This window comes from Achromobacter spanius, assembly GCF_039673305.1.
GTDB classification, from domain to species: Bacteria; Pseudomonadota; Gammaproteobacteria; order Burkholderiales; family Burkholderiaceae_B; genus Achromobacter; species Achromobacter spanius_F.
In genome coordinates this window covers 62,841-81,681 of record NZ_JBDJLJ010000015.1, presented here as the reverse complement: position 1 = coordinate 81,681, position 18,841 = coordinate 62,841, and the positions used below count along the sequence as shown (strand labels likewise).

16 protein-coding genes and 1 pseudogene are annotated in these 18,841 nt (G+C 68.6%); 4 read left to right on the top strand and 13 right to left on the bottom strand.

Annotated features, from left to right (window positions below; genetic code table 11):
• Nucleotides 1-96 precede the first annotated feature (96 nt).
• Nucleotides 97-984 carry an FAD-binding protein gene (locus tag ABE485_RS14945; protein ID WP_346516054.1) on the bottom strand — a complete coding sequence of 296 codons (888 nt, stop codon included), beginning with the start codon at nt 982-984 and terminating at the stop codon, nt 97-99.
• A gap of 43 nt (nt 985-1,027) precedes the next feature.
• Here ABE485_RS14945 and ABE485_RS14940 point away from each other — a divergent pair, with 43 nt between their 5' ends.
• Nucleotides 1,028-2,188 (top strand): pyridoxal phosphate-dependent aminotransferase, encoded by a 1,161-nt coding sequence (locus ABE485_RS14940; protein ID WP_346516053.1) that lies wholly within the window; start codon nt 1,028-1,030, stop codon nt 2,186-2,188.
• A gap of 53 nt (nt 2,189-2,241) precedes the next feature.
• Here the strand turns inward: ABE485_RS14940 and ABE485_RS14935 are convergent, their stop codons facing one another.
• Nucleotides 2,242-3,060: a lytic transglycosylase domain-containing protein gene (locus tag ABE485_RS14935; RefSeq protein WP_346516052.1), complete on the bottom strand. Its 819-nt coding sequence runs from the start codon at nt 3,058-3,060 to the stop codon at nt 2,242-2,244.
• A gap of 81 nt (nt 3,061-3,141) precedes the next feature.
• Here ABE485_RS14935 and ubiD point away from each other — a divergent pair, with 81 nt between their 5' ends.
• Entirely contained in the window at nt 3,142-4,686 is a 1,545-nt protein-coding gene (gene ubiD / locus ABE485_RS14930; RefSeq protein ID WP_346516051.1) for a 4-hydroxy-3-polyprenylbenzoate decarboxylase, read from the top strand.
• Nucleotides 4,687-4,764: 78 nt separating this feature from the next.
• Here the strand turns inward: ubiD and ABE485_RS14925 are convergent, their stop codons facing one another.
• The 9 genes and pseudogenes from ABE485_RS14925 to ABE485_RS14885 all read right to left on the bottom strand — a co-directional run bounded on the left by ABE485_RS14925 (nt 4,765) and on the right by ABE485_RS14885 (nt 13,860).
• Nucleotides 4,765-5,121: a hypothetical protein gene (locus ABE485_RS14925; protein ID WP_346516050.1), complete on the bottom strand. Its 357-nt coding sequence runs from the start codon at nt 5,119-5,121 to the stop codon at nt 4,765-4,767.
• A 3-nt stretch (nt 5,122-5,124) separates the two neighbouring features.
• Nucleotides 5,125-5,541, bottom strand: a complete 417-nt coding sequence (locus ABE485_RS14920) for a phage holin family protein (RefSeq protein ID WP_346516049.1) — start codon at nt 5,539-5,541, stop codon at nt 5,125-5,127.
• A 67-nt stretch (nt 5,542-5,608) separates the two neighbouring features.
• On the bottom strand, nt 5,609-5,926 hold the full coding sequence (locus ABE485_RS14915; protein ID WP_008162987.1) for a DUF883 family protein: 318 nt from the start codon (nt 5,924-5,926) through the stop codon (nt 5,609-5,611).
• 83 nt (nt 5,927-6,009) lie between these two features.
• Nucleotides 6,010-6,735, bottom strand: a complete 726-nt coding sequence (locus tag ABE485_RS14910; protein WP_430795428.1) for a hypothetical protein — start codon at nt 6,733-6,735, stop codon at nt 6,010-6,012.
• 137 nt (nt 6,736-6,872) lie between these two features.
• The gene (locus ABE485_RS14905) at nt 6,873-9,593 is read right to left on the bottom strand and encodes a molybdopterin-dependent oxidoreductase (protein ID WP_346516047.1); all 2,721 of its coding nucleotides are present in this window, start codon (nt 9,591-9,593) and stop codon (nt 6,873-6,875) included.
• 5 nt (nt 9,594-9,598) lie between these two features.
• Nucleotides 9,599-10,816, bottom strand: a pseudogene (locus ABE485_RS14900) (NAD(P)/FAD-dependent oxidoreductase); the annotation flags it as partial.
• Between the two features lie 8 nt (nt 10,817-10,824).
• On the bottom strand, nt 10,825-11,700 hold the full coding sequence (locus ABE485_RS14895) for an ABC transporter ATP-binding protein (protein WP_346516046.1): 876 nt from the start codon (nt 11,698-11,700) through the stop codon (nt 10,825-10,827).
• A 4-nt stretch (nt 11,701-11,704) separates the two neighbouring features.
• Nucleotides 11,705-12,535, bottom strand: coding sequence for a nitrate ABC transporter permease (gene ntrB, locus ABE485_RS14890; protein ID WP_346516045.1), 831 nt, complete (start codon nt 12,533-12,535; stop codon nt 11,705-11,707).
• Between the two features lie 26 nt (nt 12,536-12,561).
• Nucleotides 12,562-13,860, bottom strand: a complete 1,299-nt coding sequence (locus tag ABE485_RS14885; protein WP_346516044.1) for a CmpA/NrtA family ABC transporter substrate-binding protein — start codon at nt 13,858-13,860, stop codon at nt 12,562-12,564.
• 404 nt (nt 13,861-14,264) lie between these two features.
• Between ABE485_RS14885 and ABE485_RS14880 the strand changes: the two genes are divergently transcribed.
• Nucleotides 14,265-14,846 (top strand): ANTAR domain-containing response regulator, encoded by a 582-nt coding sequence (locus ABE485_RS14880; protein WP_346516043.1) that lies wholly within the window; start codon nt 14,265-14,267, stop codon nt 14,844-14,846.
• Nucleotides 14,847-14,962: 116 nt separating this feature from the next.
• Nucleotides 14,963-16,378: a siroheme synthase CysG gene (gene cysG, locus ABE485_RS14875; protein WP_346516042.1), complete on the top strand. Its 1,416-nt coding sequence runs from the start codon at nt 14,963-14,965 to the stop codon at nt 16,376-16,378.
• 44 nt (nt 16,379-16,422) lie between these two features.
• Here the strand turns inward: cysG and upp are convergent, their stop codons facing one another.
• The gene (upp, locus tag ABE485_RS14870) at nt 16,423-17,061 is read right to left on the bottom strand and encodes a uracil phosphoribosyltransferase (RefSeq protein ID WP_013395748.1); all 639 of its coding nucleotides are present in this window, start codon (nt 17,059-17,061) and stop codon (nt 16,423-16,425) included.
• A 121-nt stretch (nt 17,062-17,182) separates the two neighbouring features.
• Nucleotides 17,183-18,631, bottom strand: a complete 1,449-nt coding sequence (gene dacB, locus ABE485_RS14865) for a D-alanyl-D-alanine carboxypeptidase/D-alanyl-D-alanine endopeptidase (RefSeq protein ID WP_346516041.1) — start codon at nt 18,629-18,631, stop codon at nt 17,183-17,185.
• Between the last annotated feature and the right edge of the window lie 210 nt (nt 18,632-18,841).

Below are 18,841 nucleotides of genomic sequence, written 5' to 3'. Positions count from 1 at the left end.
GGGAATTCTATTCCCATGGCGAACGTCGCGATACTTCCACGATATTCGCCGCCCTGAAGATCGAGCGACGAAATCTTACAACAAGCTGAATATCTATCAGGTTTCGTAAGACACAAACGCGGGAAAACGGCCCTGCGGGTCGAACAGCGCCTTCACTTTCCCGTCCAGCCGGAAGGTGGCAAGCCCGGGGGTTTCCGCTTCGGGTCCGCTCGCCGTCCAGCCCGGCGCATCGGCCAGCACCGCGCCCTGCACCCAGGCAAGCGTGCCGCCGTGCCCCAGCATCAGATGCGCCAGGTTGACGGTGGCCGGCGCCACGGGCTTGAGCGCGTCCAGCCGGTAGCGCCCCAGCCAGTGGTAGCCGTCGTTGGTGGCGAAGGCGTCGCCGCCCGAGGCCAGCTGGAACAGCGACGGCACCAGCTGCTGCACCGTGGCCGACCGCAGCGGCTGGACGTCGGACTCGCCGAACGGACCCAGTGTTTCTTCCACGCCATCGGCCAGCAGGACGTCCACCGCCAGCAGCCCCGAGGCCGCGCAGCGGCCCGCCGGCCAGGGCGCCGGCGCCGCCAGCCATTGCGCCAGCGTCATATCGCCCGGCAGCCCGGCGAACTGCCGCAGCCCCGCGCGGGCCAGCGCCGCCACGGTCACGCCGGGTTCCGCGCGCCACCTGGGCGTGTCGCCTTCCAACCGGGTCAGCCCGGCAAGCAGGACGGGATCCACCCGCAGCCGCGGCCCGGCTGCCGGCGCATGGGGTCCCTGGGCGCCTTCCAGCGCCAGGGCAACGCGGTATTCAGCGCACAGCTTGCGCGCCTGCGCCACGTCGGCGTCACGGGTCGGGGTGAGGATGGCGCACGCGCCGTCCGCCCCGCCCTCGCCCAGGTCGCGGACCTGGCCCTGGCATACCAGGGCCAGGCGTTGCACAAAGGCCGCCCAGGGCGTCTGGACCGGCCGACGGCCAAGGAGGAAGGAGCGCCGCGATGGCTGCATGACTACAATTCCTTTTTTGCTAGATGACGCTTTCGAGATTCCGATGCCCCGCCTTGCCGACCGCACCCACGATTTCCTGACGTTCCAGGTAATGGAACTGTTCAAGCAGGCGCAAGCGCTGCAGGCGGCGGGCAAGGACATTATCAGCCTGGGCATCGGCGAACCGGACTTTACCGCGCCCCCCCAGGTGGTGGAAGCGCTGGACCGCGCCGCCCGCGCCGGGCTCAGCGGCTACAGCCCAGGCGCGGGGATCGCGCCGCTGCGCGAGGCCATCGCCCGGTTCTACCAGGACCAGTTCGGCGCCACGATCGATCCGCGCCGCGTCATCGTCACGGCGGGCGCGTCCGGCGCCCTGACGCTGGCCTGCGCGGCGCTGGTGAACACCGGCGGCGAAGTCCTGATGCCCGACCCGTCCTACCCGGCCAACAGCAACTTCGTGCTGGCCGCGGGCGGCGTGCCGCGGCTGATCCCCAGCACGGCCGACAAGCGCTTCCAGCTTTCCGCCGACGACGTTGCCCGGCACTGGACGCCCGCCACCCAGGGCGTCATGGTGGCCTCGCCCAGCAATCCCACCGGCACGTCCATTGCCCACGGCGAACTGGCCGAACTGCTGGCGCAGGTGCGGGCGCGCGACGGCTTCGCGATCGTCGACGAAATCTACCTGGCCCTGTCCTACGACGGCCAGCCGCGCTCGGCGCTGACCCTGGACGACGACGTCATCGTCATCAACAGCTTCTCGAAGTACTTCCACATGACGGGATGGCGCCTGGGCTGGATGATCGTGCCCGAAGCCATGGTCGCCCCGGTCGAGAAAATCGCATCCAGCCTGGCGATCTGCGCGCCCACGCTGGCCCAGCACGCGGCCCTGGCCTGCTTCACGCCGGCCGCGCTCAAGATCTTCGAACACCGCCGCGAAGCCTTCAAGCAGCGCCGCGACTACCTGCTTCCGGAATTCGAGCGGCTGGGCATCCACGTGCCGGTCAAACCGGACGGCGCCTTCTATATCTACGCCGACATCAGCAACCTGGGCATGGACAGCGCCGCGTTTTCGCAGCGCCTGCTGCTGGAAGCCGGGGTGGCCGCCGTGCCCGGGCTGGACTTCGGCCCGGCCCACGCCGCGCACACCATGCGGTTTTCCTACGCCACGGGGCTGGACCGCCTGGAAGAGGCCGTCGCGCGGATGGGCGTGCTGCTGAAGCGCTGACCCAAACGAAAAGGCGCGTCCCGCCGGGGCGCGCCTTCGGGTCATGCCAGAAATCAGTCGCGGGCCAGGGCGATGCCCGACGCCAGCGCCAGGCGCCGGCGTTCCGCCTGCACCTTCGCGCCGTAGCCGTTGTCGTCCGGTCCGGTGGAGCCCACGTAGCAAGCCAGGCCGCCGTCCACGGAGCCGCGGCGGTTGATGCAGTCGCGCAGGATCGTGGCGCCGACGCCGATGTTGGCGGCCGGATCCAGCGCGGTCTTGCCGACCGCGTCGAATTTCTCCTGGTGCACGCTGGTCATGACCTGCATCAGGCCCTGCGCGCCCACATGGCTTTCGGCCAGCGGGTTGTAGCGCGACTCGATGGCGATCACGGCCAGGACCAGCAGGGGATCCAGCTGCTTTTCGCGGCTCACTTTGTACACGGTGTTCAAGAGCGGGCCGGTCGCGTCATACGCGACCTTGTACTTGCGCGAGATATAGTTGCGCAACGCTTCCGCCTGCGGACCCGTGGCCGCCGAGGCGGTCTTCTTGGGCGCGGGCGGCGCGACGCGGGCCGGCCCCAGCATGCCGGTGGCATTGCTGGCGGGAGCGGCGGGTACGGCCATGGCAATTGCCGACGCAGTGTCGGAACCCAGTTCGGAGCCGGCTTCGGTATCGGAGCTGGCCTGCATGGATGAAGGCGCTAGGGCGGTCAACAAGGCTTTGTGCACTTGCAATGCCTGGTCGCGCAAACCAGGCAGGGCGAATCCCATGCTTACCGTCACAATGACCGCAATGCCCAGATAGACAGAGCAAATGCGCAGGGACTCGGCAAGATATTGGTGCACTCCTTGGGCCATGTTCCTGAACAGGCTGGCCACTGACGCATCGGGCATAAAACCTCCTGCGTGAAAAAGAGGGAGTCAATGTTAACCTCTCTTTGAACCTGAAATGTAACCAAATCGCTGGGATCTGTAGTGAAATACCGCGACCTTAGAGACTTCCTCGCCCAACTTGAACGGATGGGCGACCTCAAACGCATCGCCGCGCCGGTCTCGACACGGCTGGAAATGACCGAAATTTCCGACCGCGTGCTGCGCGCCGAGGGCCCCGCCCTGCTGTTCGAAAAGCCCCTGCACGACGGGCAGCCCGCGCAGATGCCTGTGTTGGCGAATCTGTTCGGCACCCCTTCCCGCGTGGCCCGCGGCATGGGCGCCGACAACGTCAGCGCCCTGCGCGACATCGGCGAGCTGCTGGCCTCGCTGCGCGAACCCGAGGCGCCCCGGGGCCTGCGCGACGCGCTGGCCAAGGTGTCCATGCTGAAATCCGCGCTCTGGGACATGAGCCCCAAGAACGTCAAGAGCCCCGCCTGCCAGGAAATCGTCTGGGAAGGCAAGGACGTCGACCTGACCCGCCTGCCGATCCAGACCTGCTGGCCCGGCGACGTGGCCCCGCTCCTGACCTGGGGCCTGGTCATTACGCGCGGCCCCAACGCCCGCCGCCAGAACCTGGGCATCTACCGCCAGCAGCTGCTGGGCCCGAACAAACTGATCATGCGCTGGCTGTCGCACCGCGGCGGCGCGCTGGATTTCCGCGACCACGCGATCGCGAACCCCGGCACGCCCTTCCCCATCGCGGTCGCACTGGGCGCCGACCCGGCCACCACGCTGGGCGCGGTCACGCCGGTGCCGGACAGCCTGTCCGAATACCAGTTCGCCGGCCTCTTGCGCGGCTCGCGCACGGAAGTGGCGCAGGCGCTGGGCAGCAACCTGTCCGTGCCGGCCTGGGCCGAGATCGTGCTGGAAGGCCATCTGCTGCCGTCCTCCGACCCGCGCGCCATCAAGCCCGTGGTGCCGGAAGGCGTCAACCCGCCGCCGGATTCCGGCTATGAAATGGCGCTGGAAGGCCCCTACGGCGACCACACCGGCTACTACAACGAGCAAGACTGGTTCCCCGTCTTCACGGTGGAGCGGATCACGATGCGGCGCAATCCCATCTACCACTCCACCTACACGGGCAAGCCGCCCGACGAGCCCGCCGTGCTGGGCGTCGCGCTGAACGAGGTCTTCGTGCCCCTGCTGCGCCGCCAGCTTCCGGAGATCGTGGACTTCTACCTGCCGCCCGAGGGCTGCAGCTACCGCCTGGCCGTGGTGTCGATCCGCAAGCAATATGCGGGGCACGCCAAGCGGGTCATGTTCGGGTTGTGGAGCATTCTGCGCCAGTTCATGTACACCAAGTTCATCGTCGTGGTGGACGAGGACATCAATCCGCGCGACTGGAAGGAAGTGGTGTGGGCGATGACCACCCGCATGGATCCGGTGCGCGACACGCTGCTGGTGGAGAACACCCCCATCGACTATCTGGACTTCGCCTCGCCGGTATCGGGCCTGGGCGGCAAGATGGGCCTGGACGCCACCAACAAATGGCCGGGCGAGACCAGCCGCGAATGGGGCACCCCCATCACGATGGACGCCGACGTCAAAAAGCGCGTCGACGATATGTGGGGACAGCTGGGACTCTGAATTCCAGACGCCGGCATCCAGTAAAAACCCCGCCTCGAAGGCGGGGTTTTTTTCTGGCGGCGGCGATGCCCGCGGGCATCACCCCCTGTCGCGGTCCTGGCGCGAACCCTGCCAGGCCTTGAATATCTGCCAGCCGACGAATGCGCCGCCGGCGATCTTCAAGAGCTTGGAACGCTTGCCGCCACGCATGAACATGGCCGACAGGGACGAGCTGACGATGGGATATCGCCGCGCCAGGGTGATCGCCTGCAACGCCCAGCGCGACGCGCCGCTGGAGGCCAGCCGGGGCAGCAGGCCCCGGACCAGCGCTGCCGGTTCGAGCTTGCGACCCGTGGAGACGATGCTTTGCGCCAGCGATTCGCGTTCGATGGCGGCGCGGGCGCGCAGCAATTCGATGCGCACGGCGCGGTCGACGGTGGGAGATCGCTTGACCATGGTTCAGGCCTCCTCGCGGCGGCGAACCGCCGCCTCGTCGTCGTCCTGCGCGTCGCGCACCCGCTCGAGCAGTTCCGCGTCGCGCCCCAGTTCCTCGAGCGTGGCCGAGAACGGGGTCGGGCCGTAGACCAGCCCGTGGCGCACCACCAGCAGCAGCACCACCCCGGCGACGCCGTAGAAAGCCGCCAACAGGCCCAGGGCCAGGTAGCGGTCTTCGGTGGGCCAGAACGCCACGGCGATGGCGATGGTGGCCACCAGCACCGCCAGCGTCAGAAACAGCAAGGCCGCAAACGACAGGCCCAGCAGCTTGAGCAGCCGCGCCTTTTCGTCCGCGGCCTCCAGCGCCAGCAGCTCCAGGCGCGTGCGCATCAGCCCGACCAGGCTGGACGCGACGCCGAATACAGATTTTCGTAGACCCATGGCTGAAAGAACGCCGGGCGGGAAGCGCGGCAAATTGCCGTCGCCGCCCGCCCGGACGCCCTGCCTTTTAGCGGCGGCTGATCAGCAAGCCGAGCAGCAGGCCGGTCACGCCTGCGACCCCGATGGCTTGCCAGGGATTGTCGTGCACGTAGTCGTCCGTTGCGCGGGCGGCTTTGCGGCCGCGCTCGAGCACGGCGTCCTGCGCTTCGTAAAGGGCTTCACGCGTACGCTTGAGCGAAGTGAGGGCGCGGTCGCGCAATTCGTTGGCCTTGTCGCCCGTGCTGCTGGCGGCTTCGCGCAGCAGGCTTTCGGCGTCATTCAGGCTGGTCTTGACACTGTCGATGAGTTTTTCTTTTGCGACGTCTTCGGATTTTCTCGTTGCCATTTTCTGAGCTCCTGTTGTGTGTCCATGACGAAACCATCATACCAGCCGCCATGCGGTCAACATGGCGCGCTTGCTACCGGGTGCTACTTGATCTGCGTAATCTCAACCGCGGACTTCACGCCGCCCTGATCGATGTCCTGCTTCATCACCAGATTCACGGCCGGGCAATACCAGTCGGTGACCGTGGTGTTCATGCCGGGGATCGGAATCGTCAGGCCCTGGAACGTGGCCATGGTGGGATCGGAGTTGCGCGTATAGGTGATCGGGTGGCAGGACTGCTTGCCCAGCGCGGTGTCCAGCGATGCCGTCTTGCCCACCGTCTTTTCGCCGATGCGCACCGTCGTGCTGGGTTGTCCGCCCACCGGCGCTTCCTTGCCGATCTTCAGGCGGAACGACGAGCCGGGCAGCTTCTGGCCCGTGTTGAGCTTGCCGTCGTAGGCGAACAGGCCGAGCATGCGCAGGTCGAACTGGCCCTCGGACGGCTGGGGCGCTTCACCGGCGCTGGCGTAGCGCAGGAAGGTGGCCTGGCCGCCCTTGACGGTCATGAGGTAATCGAGCTTGGACTTGCCGGGCGGCAGGCCCGCGTAGCTAAACCGGGCGACACCTTGCACGCGCGCGCGGCAGTTGTCGCCATTGCTTTTTGTAACTTCGGCGAAGGTCAGGTCGGCGCCCAGCGCCAGATTGCCGGTGCCGGTGAGCTGCACCGCGCCGCCGTCATGCATGAATTGCGCGTCGCACACACCCGCCTGCGCCGTGGCGGCCGCGCCCAGCGCGCCCGCCGTAAGAACCAGGGATGCCATTTTTCGCATCGTCGTCACAAGCCACTCCAGAATTGCGGGAAAGCCGTTCGCCCAGGGGAACAGCTGGCTTGATACTACACCGGTTGCCGCGCCCGGCGTATGTCGGAACGTGTCGGACGCGGCATGCTTGCGGCCCGCGGCGCGCGCTAGGCAAGCGCTTGCGCGGCAGGCCTGCGCGCAAGCAGCGACTGGATCTCCGGGACGCACGAGCCGCAGCCCGTGCCGCAGCCCAGCGTGGACTTCAGCGCCGTCAGGTCGCAGCCCCGTCCGATGCCGTCCAGGATCTCCGCCTCGCTCACCCCATTGCAGACGCAAACGGTGCGCGACCGCGCCGCCCCCGCGACGCGCCCCATCAGCAGCGCGGCGATGCCGGCCGGCGCCTCACCGCCCGCCGCCCATGCCAGCAACGCGTCCTGCGCGCGCAGGTCGCCGGCCAGCAAGAAGGCGCGCAGCCCGCCCTGCCCGCCCGCGACGCGCCGCATGAAACCGCGCGACGGATCGTCGAACACCACGTCGGGGCGGTGCAACGCCAGCGCCTGCGCCAGTTCGTCCAGCAGCGCGGCGCCCGGGGCCGCGACGCACGCCAGCCGCAGCCGGACGCCGCCGGCCCCGGACGGCAGCACAACGGCATAGTCGAAGCGGCGCAGCCATGGCGCCAGGCGCGCGCGCAGCGCCGCGGCGTCGCCCTGCAGCCACGCCGCAGCCTGCCACGCCAGACCGGCAGGTTCGGCGCGCAACGCGCTGAACTTGAGCTCCGGCTGACGCGATATCGGATCCGAAGCGGAACTGGTCAGCGCGTTCACGCCCAGGCCCGCCATGTAGGCGCTGCCCCAATGCATGGGGACGAAGGCATGGCCGGGCTGCACCGCATCGTCCGCCTGCGCGGGCAGCACCACGCTGCCCCGCGCTGTATGCAGCCGCGCCAGCGCGCCGGGTTCGAGCTTCAGCCGGCGCATGTCGTCGGGATGCAGCGACACCCAGGGCTCTTCGACGTGTTGCGTCAGCGCGCGCGCCAGCGACGTGCGCGCCATCGTGTGCCAGTGGTCGCGCAGGCGGCCGGTGGTGAGCTGCAGGGGAAACTGCGCCGACACGGACTCGGCGGTGGGCCGCCACGACATGTCGACAAAGCGGGCGCGTCCGCTGGCGGTGGGATAGACGCCGTCCGCATACAGGCGCGCCGTGCCCTCGCCCTGGCGGTAGGGCCATTGCTGCGGGCCGCGCCGGGCCAGCACGTCGTAGTCCAGCGCGCTGTAGTCCAGGTCCCGGCCGGTCGTCATGCGGGCGTGCTCGGCGAAGACGTCGCGTTCATCGCGGTAGTCGAACAGCGCCGCCTTGGCCGGCGCGATGCGCGCGGCAAGCCGGCGGGCGACCGCCTGCGCCAGCCGCCAGTCGGGCTGCGCGTCGCCGGGCGGCGCGATCGCGGCGCGGACCCGGCTGATGCGCCGCTCCGAATTGGTCACGGTGCCGGACTTCTCGGGCCAGGTCGCGGCCGGCAGCACCAGGTCGGCATAAGCCAGCGTCTCGGTCCCCGCGAACGCCTCCTGCACGATCACGAACTCCGCCCGTTCCAGGGCGGCGCGCACGCGGGCCTGGTCAGGCAGCGACTGCGCCGGATTGGTGGCCGCGATCCACAGCACCTTGATGCGCCCGGCCAGCACCGCATCGAACATGTCCAGCGCCGTGGCGCCGGGCGCATCGGGCAGGCTGTCCACGCCCCACAGCCCGGCGGTCTCGGCGCGGTCGGCCGGCGAGGCCGGGTCGCGATGACCCGGCAGCAGGGTCGCCATGCCGCCCGCCTCGCGCCCGCCCATGGCGTTGGGCTGGCCGGTCAGCGAAAACGGCCCGGCGCCTGGCCGGCCGATCTGGCCGGTCGCCAGGTGCAAGTGGATCAGCGCGGCGTTCTTGTCGGTGCCGGCGACCGACTGGTTCAGGCCCATCGTGTATAGCGACAGCGCCGCCCCGGCTTCGCCGAACCAGCGGGCCGCCTGCACGATGTCCCGCGCCGGCACGCCGCAGATGCGCTGCGCGGCTTCGGGCGTGTATTCGTCGACCCGCGCCCGCAGCGCCTCGAAGCCCTCGGTATGGCGCGCGATGTAGCCGTGGTCGACCAGCCCGTCGCGCAGCATCACGTTCAGCATGGCGTTGAACAGCGCCACGTCGGACCCCGGGGCCAGCGGCAGATGCAGGTCCGCGAACGCGGCGGTATCGGTGCGCCGGGGATCCGCCACGATCACCTTCATGCCGGGCCGGCCGGCGCGCGCGGCCTCCAGCCGCCGGAACAGCACCGGATGCGCATAGGCCATGTTGGAGCCGGCGATCAGCACCGTGTCCGCCAGTTCCAGGTCTTCGTAGCATGCCGGCGGCGCATCCGCGCCCAGGGTGCGCTTGTAGCCCGAGACCGCGCTGGACATGCACAGGCGGGAATTGGTGTCGATGTTGTTGGTGCCCGCCAGCGCGCGCGCCAGCTTGTTGAAGACGGCGTAGTCCTCGGTCAGGAGCTGGCCGGACAGATAGAAGCCCACCGCGTCCGGGCCATGCGCGTCGATCGCCCCGGCCAGCCGGTCCGCGGCCAGGTCCAGCGCCTGTTCCAGTCCGATATCCCGCAAGGGACCCGCGCGCTCCGCGCGCCATTGCGCCGCCAGCACGCGCGCACCGTCGCGCCGCACCGTGTCGGCCAGCGCCAGGCCCTTGCTGCACAGGCGGCCGCGATTGGCCGGGTGGGATTCGTCGCCCCGCACGCCCAGCACCGCGCCGTCGCGCACCTGCACGCGGACCCCGCAGCCCGTCCCGCAATAACAGCAGATCGACGCGACTTCGCGCGGTTCTTCCACCCGGATCCCGATGCGGCGTGTCAACGGCATGTCCATCCCTATTCGCCCCCCACGCTTTCGCCGAGCATGAGCCGGTCTCGCAAGGCGTCGATGCGCGCGCCTTCGCGGATCAGGCGCACGTACCAGGCGCTGTCCGCGATGTCGCCGTACAGGCAGGCGCCCACCAGCCTGTCGTCCCGGATCACCAGTTTCTTGTAGACGCCGCCCGGCGTGTCGGCCAGCGTGATGGCTTCGGTCTGTTCGCCGCCCGCGAAATCGCCGGCCGAGAACAGGTCGATGCCGGTGACCTTCAGCTTGGTCGACGTGACGCTCCCTTCGTAGCGGCCGATGCCGTGCAGGGCAAGATGGTTGGCCGCCACCTTCGCCTGTTCGAACAGGGGCGCGACCAGGCCATAGGCCGTGCCGCGATGGCTGACGCATTCGCCCACCGCGTAGATGCGCGGATCGTAGGTCTGCAAGGTGTCGCTGACCACCACGCCGCGATCCACGTGCAGTCCGCAGCGTTGCGCCAGCTCGGTGTTGGGGCTCACGCCCACGGCCATCACCACGAGGTCCGCGGGGATCTCGTGCCCGTCCGTAAAGCGCAGCGCCCGCACGCGCCCGTCGTCGCCGCCGACGATGGCCTGGGTCTGGCGGCCCAGCAGGAAGGTCAGTCCGCGCGCCTCCAGGCTCCGGCGCAGCAGGCCGGCGGCCTCGCCGTCCAGCTGCCTGTCCAGCAGGGCGGCGCCCAGATGCACGACCGATACGTCCATGCCGCGCGCCGCCAGGCCATTGGCGGCCTCCAGACCCAGCAGGCCGCCGCCGACCACCACCGCATGCCGGTAGCGCGTGGAGGCCTCGATCATCAGGTTCACGTCGCGGATATCGCGAAAGGCGACGACGCCGTCCAGGTCGTGTCCCGGCACCGGCAGGATGCGGGGATTGGAACCGGTGGCCAACAGCAGCCGGTCATAGGGAGTGCGCGTGCCGTCGTCGGCCAGCACCATGCGCCGCGCCCGGTCGATGCCCGTCGCCTTGCGATTGAGCAGCAGCCGGATGCCGTGGCGGGCGTACCAGTCCTCGTCGTTGAGCACGATGTCCCGCAAGGTCCGCTCGCCGGTCAGCACGGGCGACAGCAGGATGCGGTTGTAGTTGGTGTGGGGTTCGGCGCCGAACACCGTAATGTCGTAGAGGTCCGGCGCCAGCGTCAGCAGCTCCTCCACCGTGCGGATGCCCGCCATGCCGTTGCCGACCACCACCAGCTTCTGCTTGGCCTCCATGATGCCCCCTACGCGGCGGCGCGCGACGCGCCTGCCTCCTCGAGCGCATCGGGAACCGCGGCGATGGCCGCGTTGGCCTGCGCCGCGGCCTGCGAGCGCTCCGGATTGCCGTGGCGGCGGTGCAGGAAGTCCACCACCGCGGCGCGGCACGACAGATAGGTTGGATCGTTGGCCAGCCGCACGCGGTCCCGCGGCCGGGACAGCGGCACCGGCAGGATTTCGCCGATGGTCGCGGCCGGCCCGTTGGTCAACATCACGATGCGGTCCGACAGCAGCACCGCTTCATCCACGTCGTGTGTGACCATGATGGTGGTCGTGCGCGTCTTGGCCACGATCTTCAGCAGTTCGTCCTGCAGATGCGCGCGGGTCAGCGCGTCCAGCGCGCCGAACGGTTCGTCCATCAGCAGCACGCCCGGCTCGATCGCGAGCGCCCGCGCGATCCCCACGCGCTGCTTCATGCCGCCGGAGATTTCCCGCGGCAGCTTGTTCTGGGCGGGCAACAGGCCCACCAGGTCCAGCGCGGCGCGCGTGCGCTCGACCAGTTGGGCGCGCTTTTCCTTGGCCCCGAACACGCGTTCGACGGCCAGGTGCACGTTCTGGAAACAGTTCAGCCACGGCAGCAGCGAATGGTTCTGAAACACCACCGCGCGGTCCGGCCCGGGGCCGGTGATCTCGCGCTCGGCGCACAGCAGCACGCCGCTGGTGGGCCGGGTCAGGCCGGCGATCAGGTTCAGCAAGGTCGACTTGCCGCAGCCCGAATGGCCGATCAGCGTGATGAACTCGCCCTGCTCGACCGTCAGGTCGATGTCGCGCAACGCCACGAAGGCGCCCTTGCGGGTGTTGAAGGTCTGTCCCACGCTTTCGATGCGTACGAATTTCTTCATGGCGCTATTCCTCGGTGTAGGTGAAGCGGCGGGCCAGCGCGACCAGCAGGGTCTCCAGCAAAAGCCCCACGATGCCGATCACGAAAATGGCGATGACGATGTGCTCGACCTTCAGGTTGTTCCATTCGTCCCACAGCCAGAAGCCGATGCCCGTGCCGCCGGTCAGCATTTCCGCCGCCACGATCACCAGCCAGGCGGTGCCGATGGACAGGCGCACGCCGGTCAGCATGTACGGCAGCACTGCAGGCAGCAGCACCTTGGTCGTGACCTTCCATTCAGACAGGTTCAGCACGCGCGCCACGTTCAGGTAGTCCTGCGGCACGCGCGACACGCCCACGGCCGTGTTGATGATCATGGGCCAGATCGAACAGATGAAGATCGCCCAGATCGCGGCGGGATTGGCCGCCTTGAACAGCAGCAGCCCCAGCGGCAGCCAGGCCAGCGGCGACACCGGGCGCAACAGGCTGACAATGGGCGAGAACATGGCGCGCACGGCGGCGTAGCGGCCGATCGCGAAGCCCACGGGAATGCCGACCAGCGCCGCCAGGCCGAAGCCGGCCGCCACGCGCTCGAGCGACGCCAGCAGGTTCCAGCCGATGCCCTTGTCGTTCGGGCCGTTGTCATAGAAGGGATCCGAGAACAGCTCCACGGCCGCGCGCCAGGTAACGCCAGGCGTGGGAATTTCCGGTATCCGCATCGCCACCACCTGCCACACCAGCACAAACAGCGCGAAGCCGGCGATCGGCCCCACCACCGCCTTCAGCGCGGCTTCCGCGCGTTCCCGCCACAGGGCGGCCAGTTCGTCGCCGCGGCGCACTATCGTTACGGTAGACATCGAGAGTCCCCTTTTCGTGTCGGCGCTCAGGCCTTGACCTTGAAACCGTCGGCGTAGGCCGCGGGATTGCTGCCGTCCCAGACCACGCCGTCGATGAGCTTGGACGTGCGCACCTCGCTGGCGGGCAGCGCGACGCCGGCGGCCTGCGCGGCCTGCTTGTAGATGTCGATCCGGTTGATCTGCGTGGCGATCGCCAGGTAGTCCGGATGTTCCTTCAGCAGGCCCCAGCGCTTGTGCTGCGTCAGGAACCACATGCCGTCGCTCAGGTACGGGAAATTGGCGGCGCCGTCGGCGTAAAAGCGCATGGCGTGCCCGTCCGTCCACTTCTTGCCCAGGCCGTCGTCGTACTGTCCCAGCATGCGGTCCATGATGCCGCTGGCGTCGGTGTTGACGTAGGACTTGGCGGCGATGGTCTCGGCAGTCTTGCGGCGATTTTCCGGCGACGCGTCGATCCACTTGCCGGCTTCAAGGATCGCGGCGGTGACGGCGCGCGCCGTGTTCGGATTGCGGTTCACGAAATCGGCGCTGGTGCCCAGCACCTTTTCGGGGTGGTCGGTCCAGATGCCCTGCGACGTCACCGTGGTGAAGCCGATCTTGTCCATGATGGCTCGCGCGCCCCAGGGCTCGCCCACGCAGAACCCGTCCATGTTGCCCACGCGCATGTTGGCCACCATCTGCGGCGGCGGCACGGTGATGACCTTCGCGTCCTTCATCGGATTGATGCCGTAGGCGGCCAGCCAGTAGTACAGCCACATCGCGTGGGTGCCCGTGGGAAAGGTCTGGGCGAAGGTGTATTCACGCTTTTCCGTACCCATCAGTTTGGCGAGCGATTCACCGTCGCGCGCGCCCGCTTCCAGCAACTTGTTCGATAGCGTGATCGCCTGGCCGTTCTGGTTCAGGCTCATCAGCACGGCCATGTCCTTCTTCGGTCCGCCGATGCCCAGGTGAACGCCGTAGACCAGGCCATAGAGCACGTGCGCCATGTCCAGTTCGCCGTTCATGAGCTTGTCGCGCACGGCCGCCCAGGACGCTTCCTTGGACGGCGTGATCTTCACGCCGTACTTCTTGTCGATGCCCAGCACCGACGCCATCACGACGGAAGCGCAGTCGGTCAGCGGAATGAAACCGATCTTGACCTCGGTCTTTTCCGGCGCATCGGTGCCGGCCGCCCAGGCGCCGGCCCGCACCAGCGGATCGACCAGGGAAAGCAGGCCGGCGCCGGCCACCGCGCGCGCGGTCCCGCTCAGCCATTTGCGGCGTCCGGCATTGGCGGTCATGCCGGCGCTTGCGGCGTCGGTCGAGGGGCTGCTGTTCATCGGCGTCATGCAAGGCTCCTGGAAGTAGGCGGCAAAAAAAAACGTCCCGCGCGCCACGGAATCCCATCCGATGGCGCTGCGGAACGTCGTTGTCCCTTGCCGCGTAGCGCGGCGTGTTGCGTCGGGCGACCGCCGTTGGCCGCCCCGTTTTCACTTAAGCAAGCACTGTGCCAGTTATGAGGACCGACACCCCGATCGGGCTGAAACCCGCGCCGCCGCTGGCTTTGCCCCTTCTCGCGGCATCAGCCGCCGGCGCGCGTGAATCGGGGCCCGAGCCAAGTTGGTGCGCGGCCGGTTGCCGCAGCGCACCATCCCTGTGCGGCCGCCGCCCCGCCAGCGTGCGTGCGCGTGTTGCGCCGCGCGCGGGCGCGATGGCATGGAACTTGCATCACTGGAAACATCAGGGGGGTCTCATGCTGAAGGTCATGCTGCTGAACGATGGCGAAGGACGCGCGGCGTCGCTGCGGCAAACGCTTGCCGCGGCGGGCGTGCACGTCGTCGCGGAAGTGGCCCCCGGCGCGGACCTGGCCGCCAGCATCGCCCAGGCCGCGCCGGACGTGGTGCTGATAGACAGCGACGCCCCCGGCCGCGACACCCTGGAAAATGTCTGTGTCGCCAGCGAGCACAGCGACCGCCCGGTCGTGATGTTCACCGACAACGGCAATCGCGAAACCATCCGCACCGCCCTGCGTGCCGGCGTGGCTGCCTATGTGGTGGGCGATGTGCCGGCCGCCCGCATCGAGCCGCTGCTGACGGTGGCGATCGAACGCTTCGCCATGGAAAAGTCGCGGCGCGAGGAACTGCGCGAGGCCCAGCTTCGCCTGGCCGACCGGCAGTGGGTGGAAAAGGCCAAGGGCATCCTGATGAAGACCCGATCCATCCCCGAGGACGAGGCCCACCGGCTGCTGCGCGAACGCGCCATGCAAAGCCAGAAGCGGCTGGGCGAAGTCGCCCGCGAGGTCGTGGAAATGAGCCAGTGGCTGGGCAACGCGTAAGCGTCGTTCCAAATAAGTTCTGGCTATAAGGAACAAATAAATCAAAAGTTGTGGGGATGAAAGCCCGTCCCTATCATCGACCCACATTGAGCCGGGTACGCCCGAGGCTGGCATTCATGAAGCTTTTCCCGATTTTTGCCGATCTGAAAGACCGGCTGGTATTGGTTGTAGGCGGCGGCGCCGTCGCCGAGCGCAAGACGCTGGCCCTGCTGGAGGCCTGTGCCGAGGTCGTCGTCGGCGCCCCCGAACTGACGCCTGCCCTGGCCGCGCTGGCGGCCGAGGGACGCATCCGCCATCTGCCGGGCCTGTTCGACCCTGCCTGGCTCGACGACGTCTGGCTGGTCGTCGCGGCCACCGACGACCGCGCGGCCAATGCCGCGGTGTCGGGCGCCGCCCAGGCGCGCCGCACCTTCTGCAACGTGGTGGACGACCCGGAACTGTCTTCGTTCCAGGTGCCGTCCATCGTGGACCGCTCGCCCGTCATCGTCGCCATTTCCTCGTCGGGCGTGGCGCCCGTACTGGCGCGCCGGATCCGCGAACGCATCGAATCGCTGTTCGACCACACGCTGGGCCAGCTGGCTGGCCTGGCCGCCACCTACCGCAAGCGCATCCGGTCCACCCACCCCGACCTGGGCGCGCGGCGCCGCTTCTATGACTGGCTGCTGGACGGCCCGGTGGCCGGATTCCTGCGCCAGCAGCAGCCGGCGCAAGCGGAAACCGCGCTGGTCAACGCCCTGGATGCACCGATCGCCCCCGGCGACGGCAGCGTGGTGCTGGTGGGCGCCGGCCCGGGCGACCCCGGCCTGCTGACGCTCAAGGCCTTGCGCGCCCTGAACGAAGCCGACGTGATCCTGTACGACCGCCTGGTCAGCGACGAGGTCATGTCCCTGGCGCGCCGCGACGCGGAGCGCGTGCCGGTGGGCAAGCTCCCCGGCGAAAACCATCACGCGACCCAGGCGCGCATCCATGCGCTGCTGGTGGAGCACGCGCAGGCGGGCCGCCGCGTGGTGCGCCTGAAGGGCGGCGACGCCTTCATCTTCGGGCGCGGCGGCGAAGAACTGGAACACCTGCGCGCCCATGGCGTGCGCTATGAAGTGGTGCCCGGCATCACCGCGGCGCTGGCCTGTGCGGCCTATGCCGGCATTCCGCTGACGCACCGCGAACACGCGCAGTCCGTGCGCCTGATCACTGCGCACTGCCGCGAAGACGAGGACAACCTGGACTGGCCCGCGCTCGCGCGCGAACGGCAGACCCTGGCTTTCTATATGGGAGTCGGGCAGCTGGATCTGCTGACCCGGCGCCTGCTGCGCCACGGCCGTTCGCCGCAGACGCCGTTCGCACTGATCGAAAACGGCAGCCGGCCGGAACAGCGCGTGCTGTCGGGCGTGCTGGAACACCTGCCCGAGCTGGCCGAGGAACACGCCATCCGGTCCCCCGCCCTGCTGATCGTGGGCGAAGTCGCCGGACTGGCGCCGCAACTGCACTGGTTCGGCCAGCATTTGGACGGCCAGCGGCAGCCGCTGCCGGCGTAGCGCCGGCCATGTGAAACGGACCGCGCAGCGGCCCGGTGGTGGTATTACTCGGTCTTCTGCGTAGTGCCGAAAATGCGGTCCCCGGCGTCGCCCAGGCCCGGCATGATGTAGCCGTGCTCGTTCAGGCCGTCGTCGATGGACGCCGTGTAGATATGCACATCCGGGTGCTTGGCCAGCACGGCGTCGATGCCCACCGGCGCGGCAACCAGCACCAGCGCGCGGATTTCCTTGCAGCCGGCGCGCTTGAGCAGGTCGATGGCCGCGACCATCGAACCGCCGGTGGCCAGCATCGGGTCCACGATCAGCGCCAGGCGCTGGTCCAGTTCGCCGACCAGGCGTTCCAGGTAGGTGTGCGCTTCCAGGGTCTCTTCGTTGCGGGCCACGCCCACGACGCTGACCTTGGCGCCCGGAATCAGGCTGAGCACGCCGTCCAGCATGCCGATGCCCGCGCGCAGGATGGGCACGACGGTGACTTTCTTGCCGGCGATCTTCTCCACCTGCACCGATCCACACCAGCCTTCGACGGTGGCGGGGGCCAGCGGCAGGTCCTTGGACGCTTCGTACGTAAGCAGCGCGCCCACTTCCTGCGACAGTTCACGGAAGCTCTTGGTGCTGAGGTCGGCGCGACGCATGATCCCGAGCTTGTGGCGGATCAGCGGATGGCGGATTTCGTGCACGGGCATGTGCGTAACTCTCCAGAGTATTTGTTGGTCAGGTTTTTTCGCCTCAGGCGGGACCGGTAAGGCGCGGCGCGCATGCGCCGCCCGGTGGCGAGCCACACATGAGGAATCGTAATCGGTTTATCTACTGTTCGGCGAGCCAGGAGATCAGGGCGTCGTCAAAGGCGCGGACGGCGCCCGCCTGCTCGTGGTTGACGATGCTGACGACCACGTAGCGCTTGCCGCTGGCGCCCAGCACATAGCCGGCGATCGAGCGCACGTCGCGCAGCGAGCCGGTCTTCAGGTGGGCCATGCCGAGGGTGCCGTTGCCCTTGAGGCGGCGCCGCACGGTGCCGTCCACGCCGGCGATGGCGAAGGAAGAAATGTATTCGGGCATCACCGGCGAATTCCAGGCCACGGTCAGCATGGACGCCAGGCTGTCGGCCGACACCCGGGCGTCGCGCGACAGGCCCGCGCCATTGTCGATGACCAGTTCGGGCATGTTCAGGCCCTGCTTGGCCAGCAATTCCTTGGCCACAACCTCGCTGCTGCCGACGGTCGCCGGACGGCGGCCGCGCTCGGCGCCCAGCGTCAGCAGCAGGGTGCGCGCCATGACGTTGTTGCTGCGCTTGTTGATCTGGCGGATGGCCTCGGCCAGCGTGGGCGAGTCATGGGAAGCCAGCACGACCGCGTCCGGCGGCACCATGCCCGAACGAACCTGCCCCTTGAACGTGCCGCCCAACTCTTTCCAGAGCATGCGGAACACCTCGGTGGCGTAGTCGGGCTGGGAAAGCGCCAGGCGGTACAGGCTGAATTCCCCGCACGAGCCGGCGACCTTGCCGTTGACCCGGATGGTGACGCCCTGCTGCGTGATCAGCGGGTCGGTCGTGACCACGGGGGGACCGGGACAGCGGACGTCGCTCCATTCGACCTGGCCTTCGATCTTCAGGCCGGGCAGCGGCGGATCGATCAGCGGCACCCATTTATTGGCGACCGGATCCGGCGTGAACAGCAGGCGCAAGGCGCCAAAGCCCACCATCAGGGCGTCCGGGCTGGCGTTATAGGCGCGGTCGGGCGCCCCGTCGAAGGCGCCGGGGTCCGTCGCCACCTGCCCGAAGATGCTGCGGTCGATCACCAGGTCGTTGATCTGCTTGACCCCGCGCAGGCGAAGCTCGCGCAGCAGCGCCCAGAGATCCTGCAGCAGGAACTGCGGATCGCCGCCCGCGCGCAGGTACAGCGGGCCGGTCAGCGCGCCCTTGGCGTCGGGCCTGGCCCCCGGGGCCGTCATGAATTCGGTGCGCCAGACGTAATTGGGGCCTAGTTCGGACAGCGCGGCCCAGGTCGTGACCAGCTTCATCACCGATGCGGGATTGCGGGCCTCCTTGGCGTTGAGCGCCACCAGGCGCGGACCGCCGACCTCCTGGACCACCAGCGACAGGGAGCTTTCCGGCAGCTTGCTGGCCTTCCAGGCCTTGAGCACGTCGGGCGGCAGCCCGGGAACCTGCGCGAAGGCGGCGCCCGCGGCCAGGGCCAGCACTCCGCCGGCCAGCCATTGCTTCAGTCCGCCCACACGCTTATTCGATTGTCCCGTCATGCCACGCCCACCCGGTTGCTCGTTCCAGCAAAACCGAGAGCATACAAAACCTGGAACGGTTACGGGCGCCCCTCGGCCATCCGTTGCATCCCGCGCGCCGCGCCAGGGGTCCGCGACCGCCGCGCGAGGCGGCGATTGCCAGGGGGAAGAATCCGTTCGTTCCGCCCCTATTAGCCGTCCCCCTTACAATACAGGGTTGCCCCGAGCCCG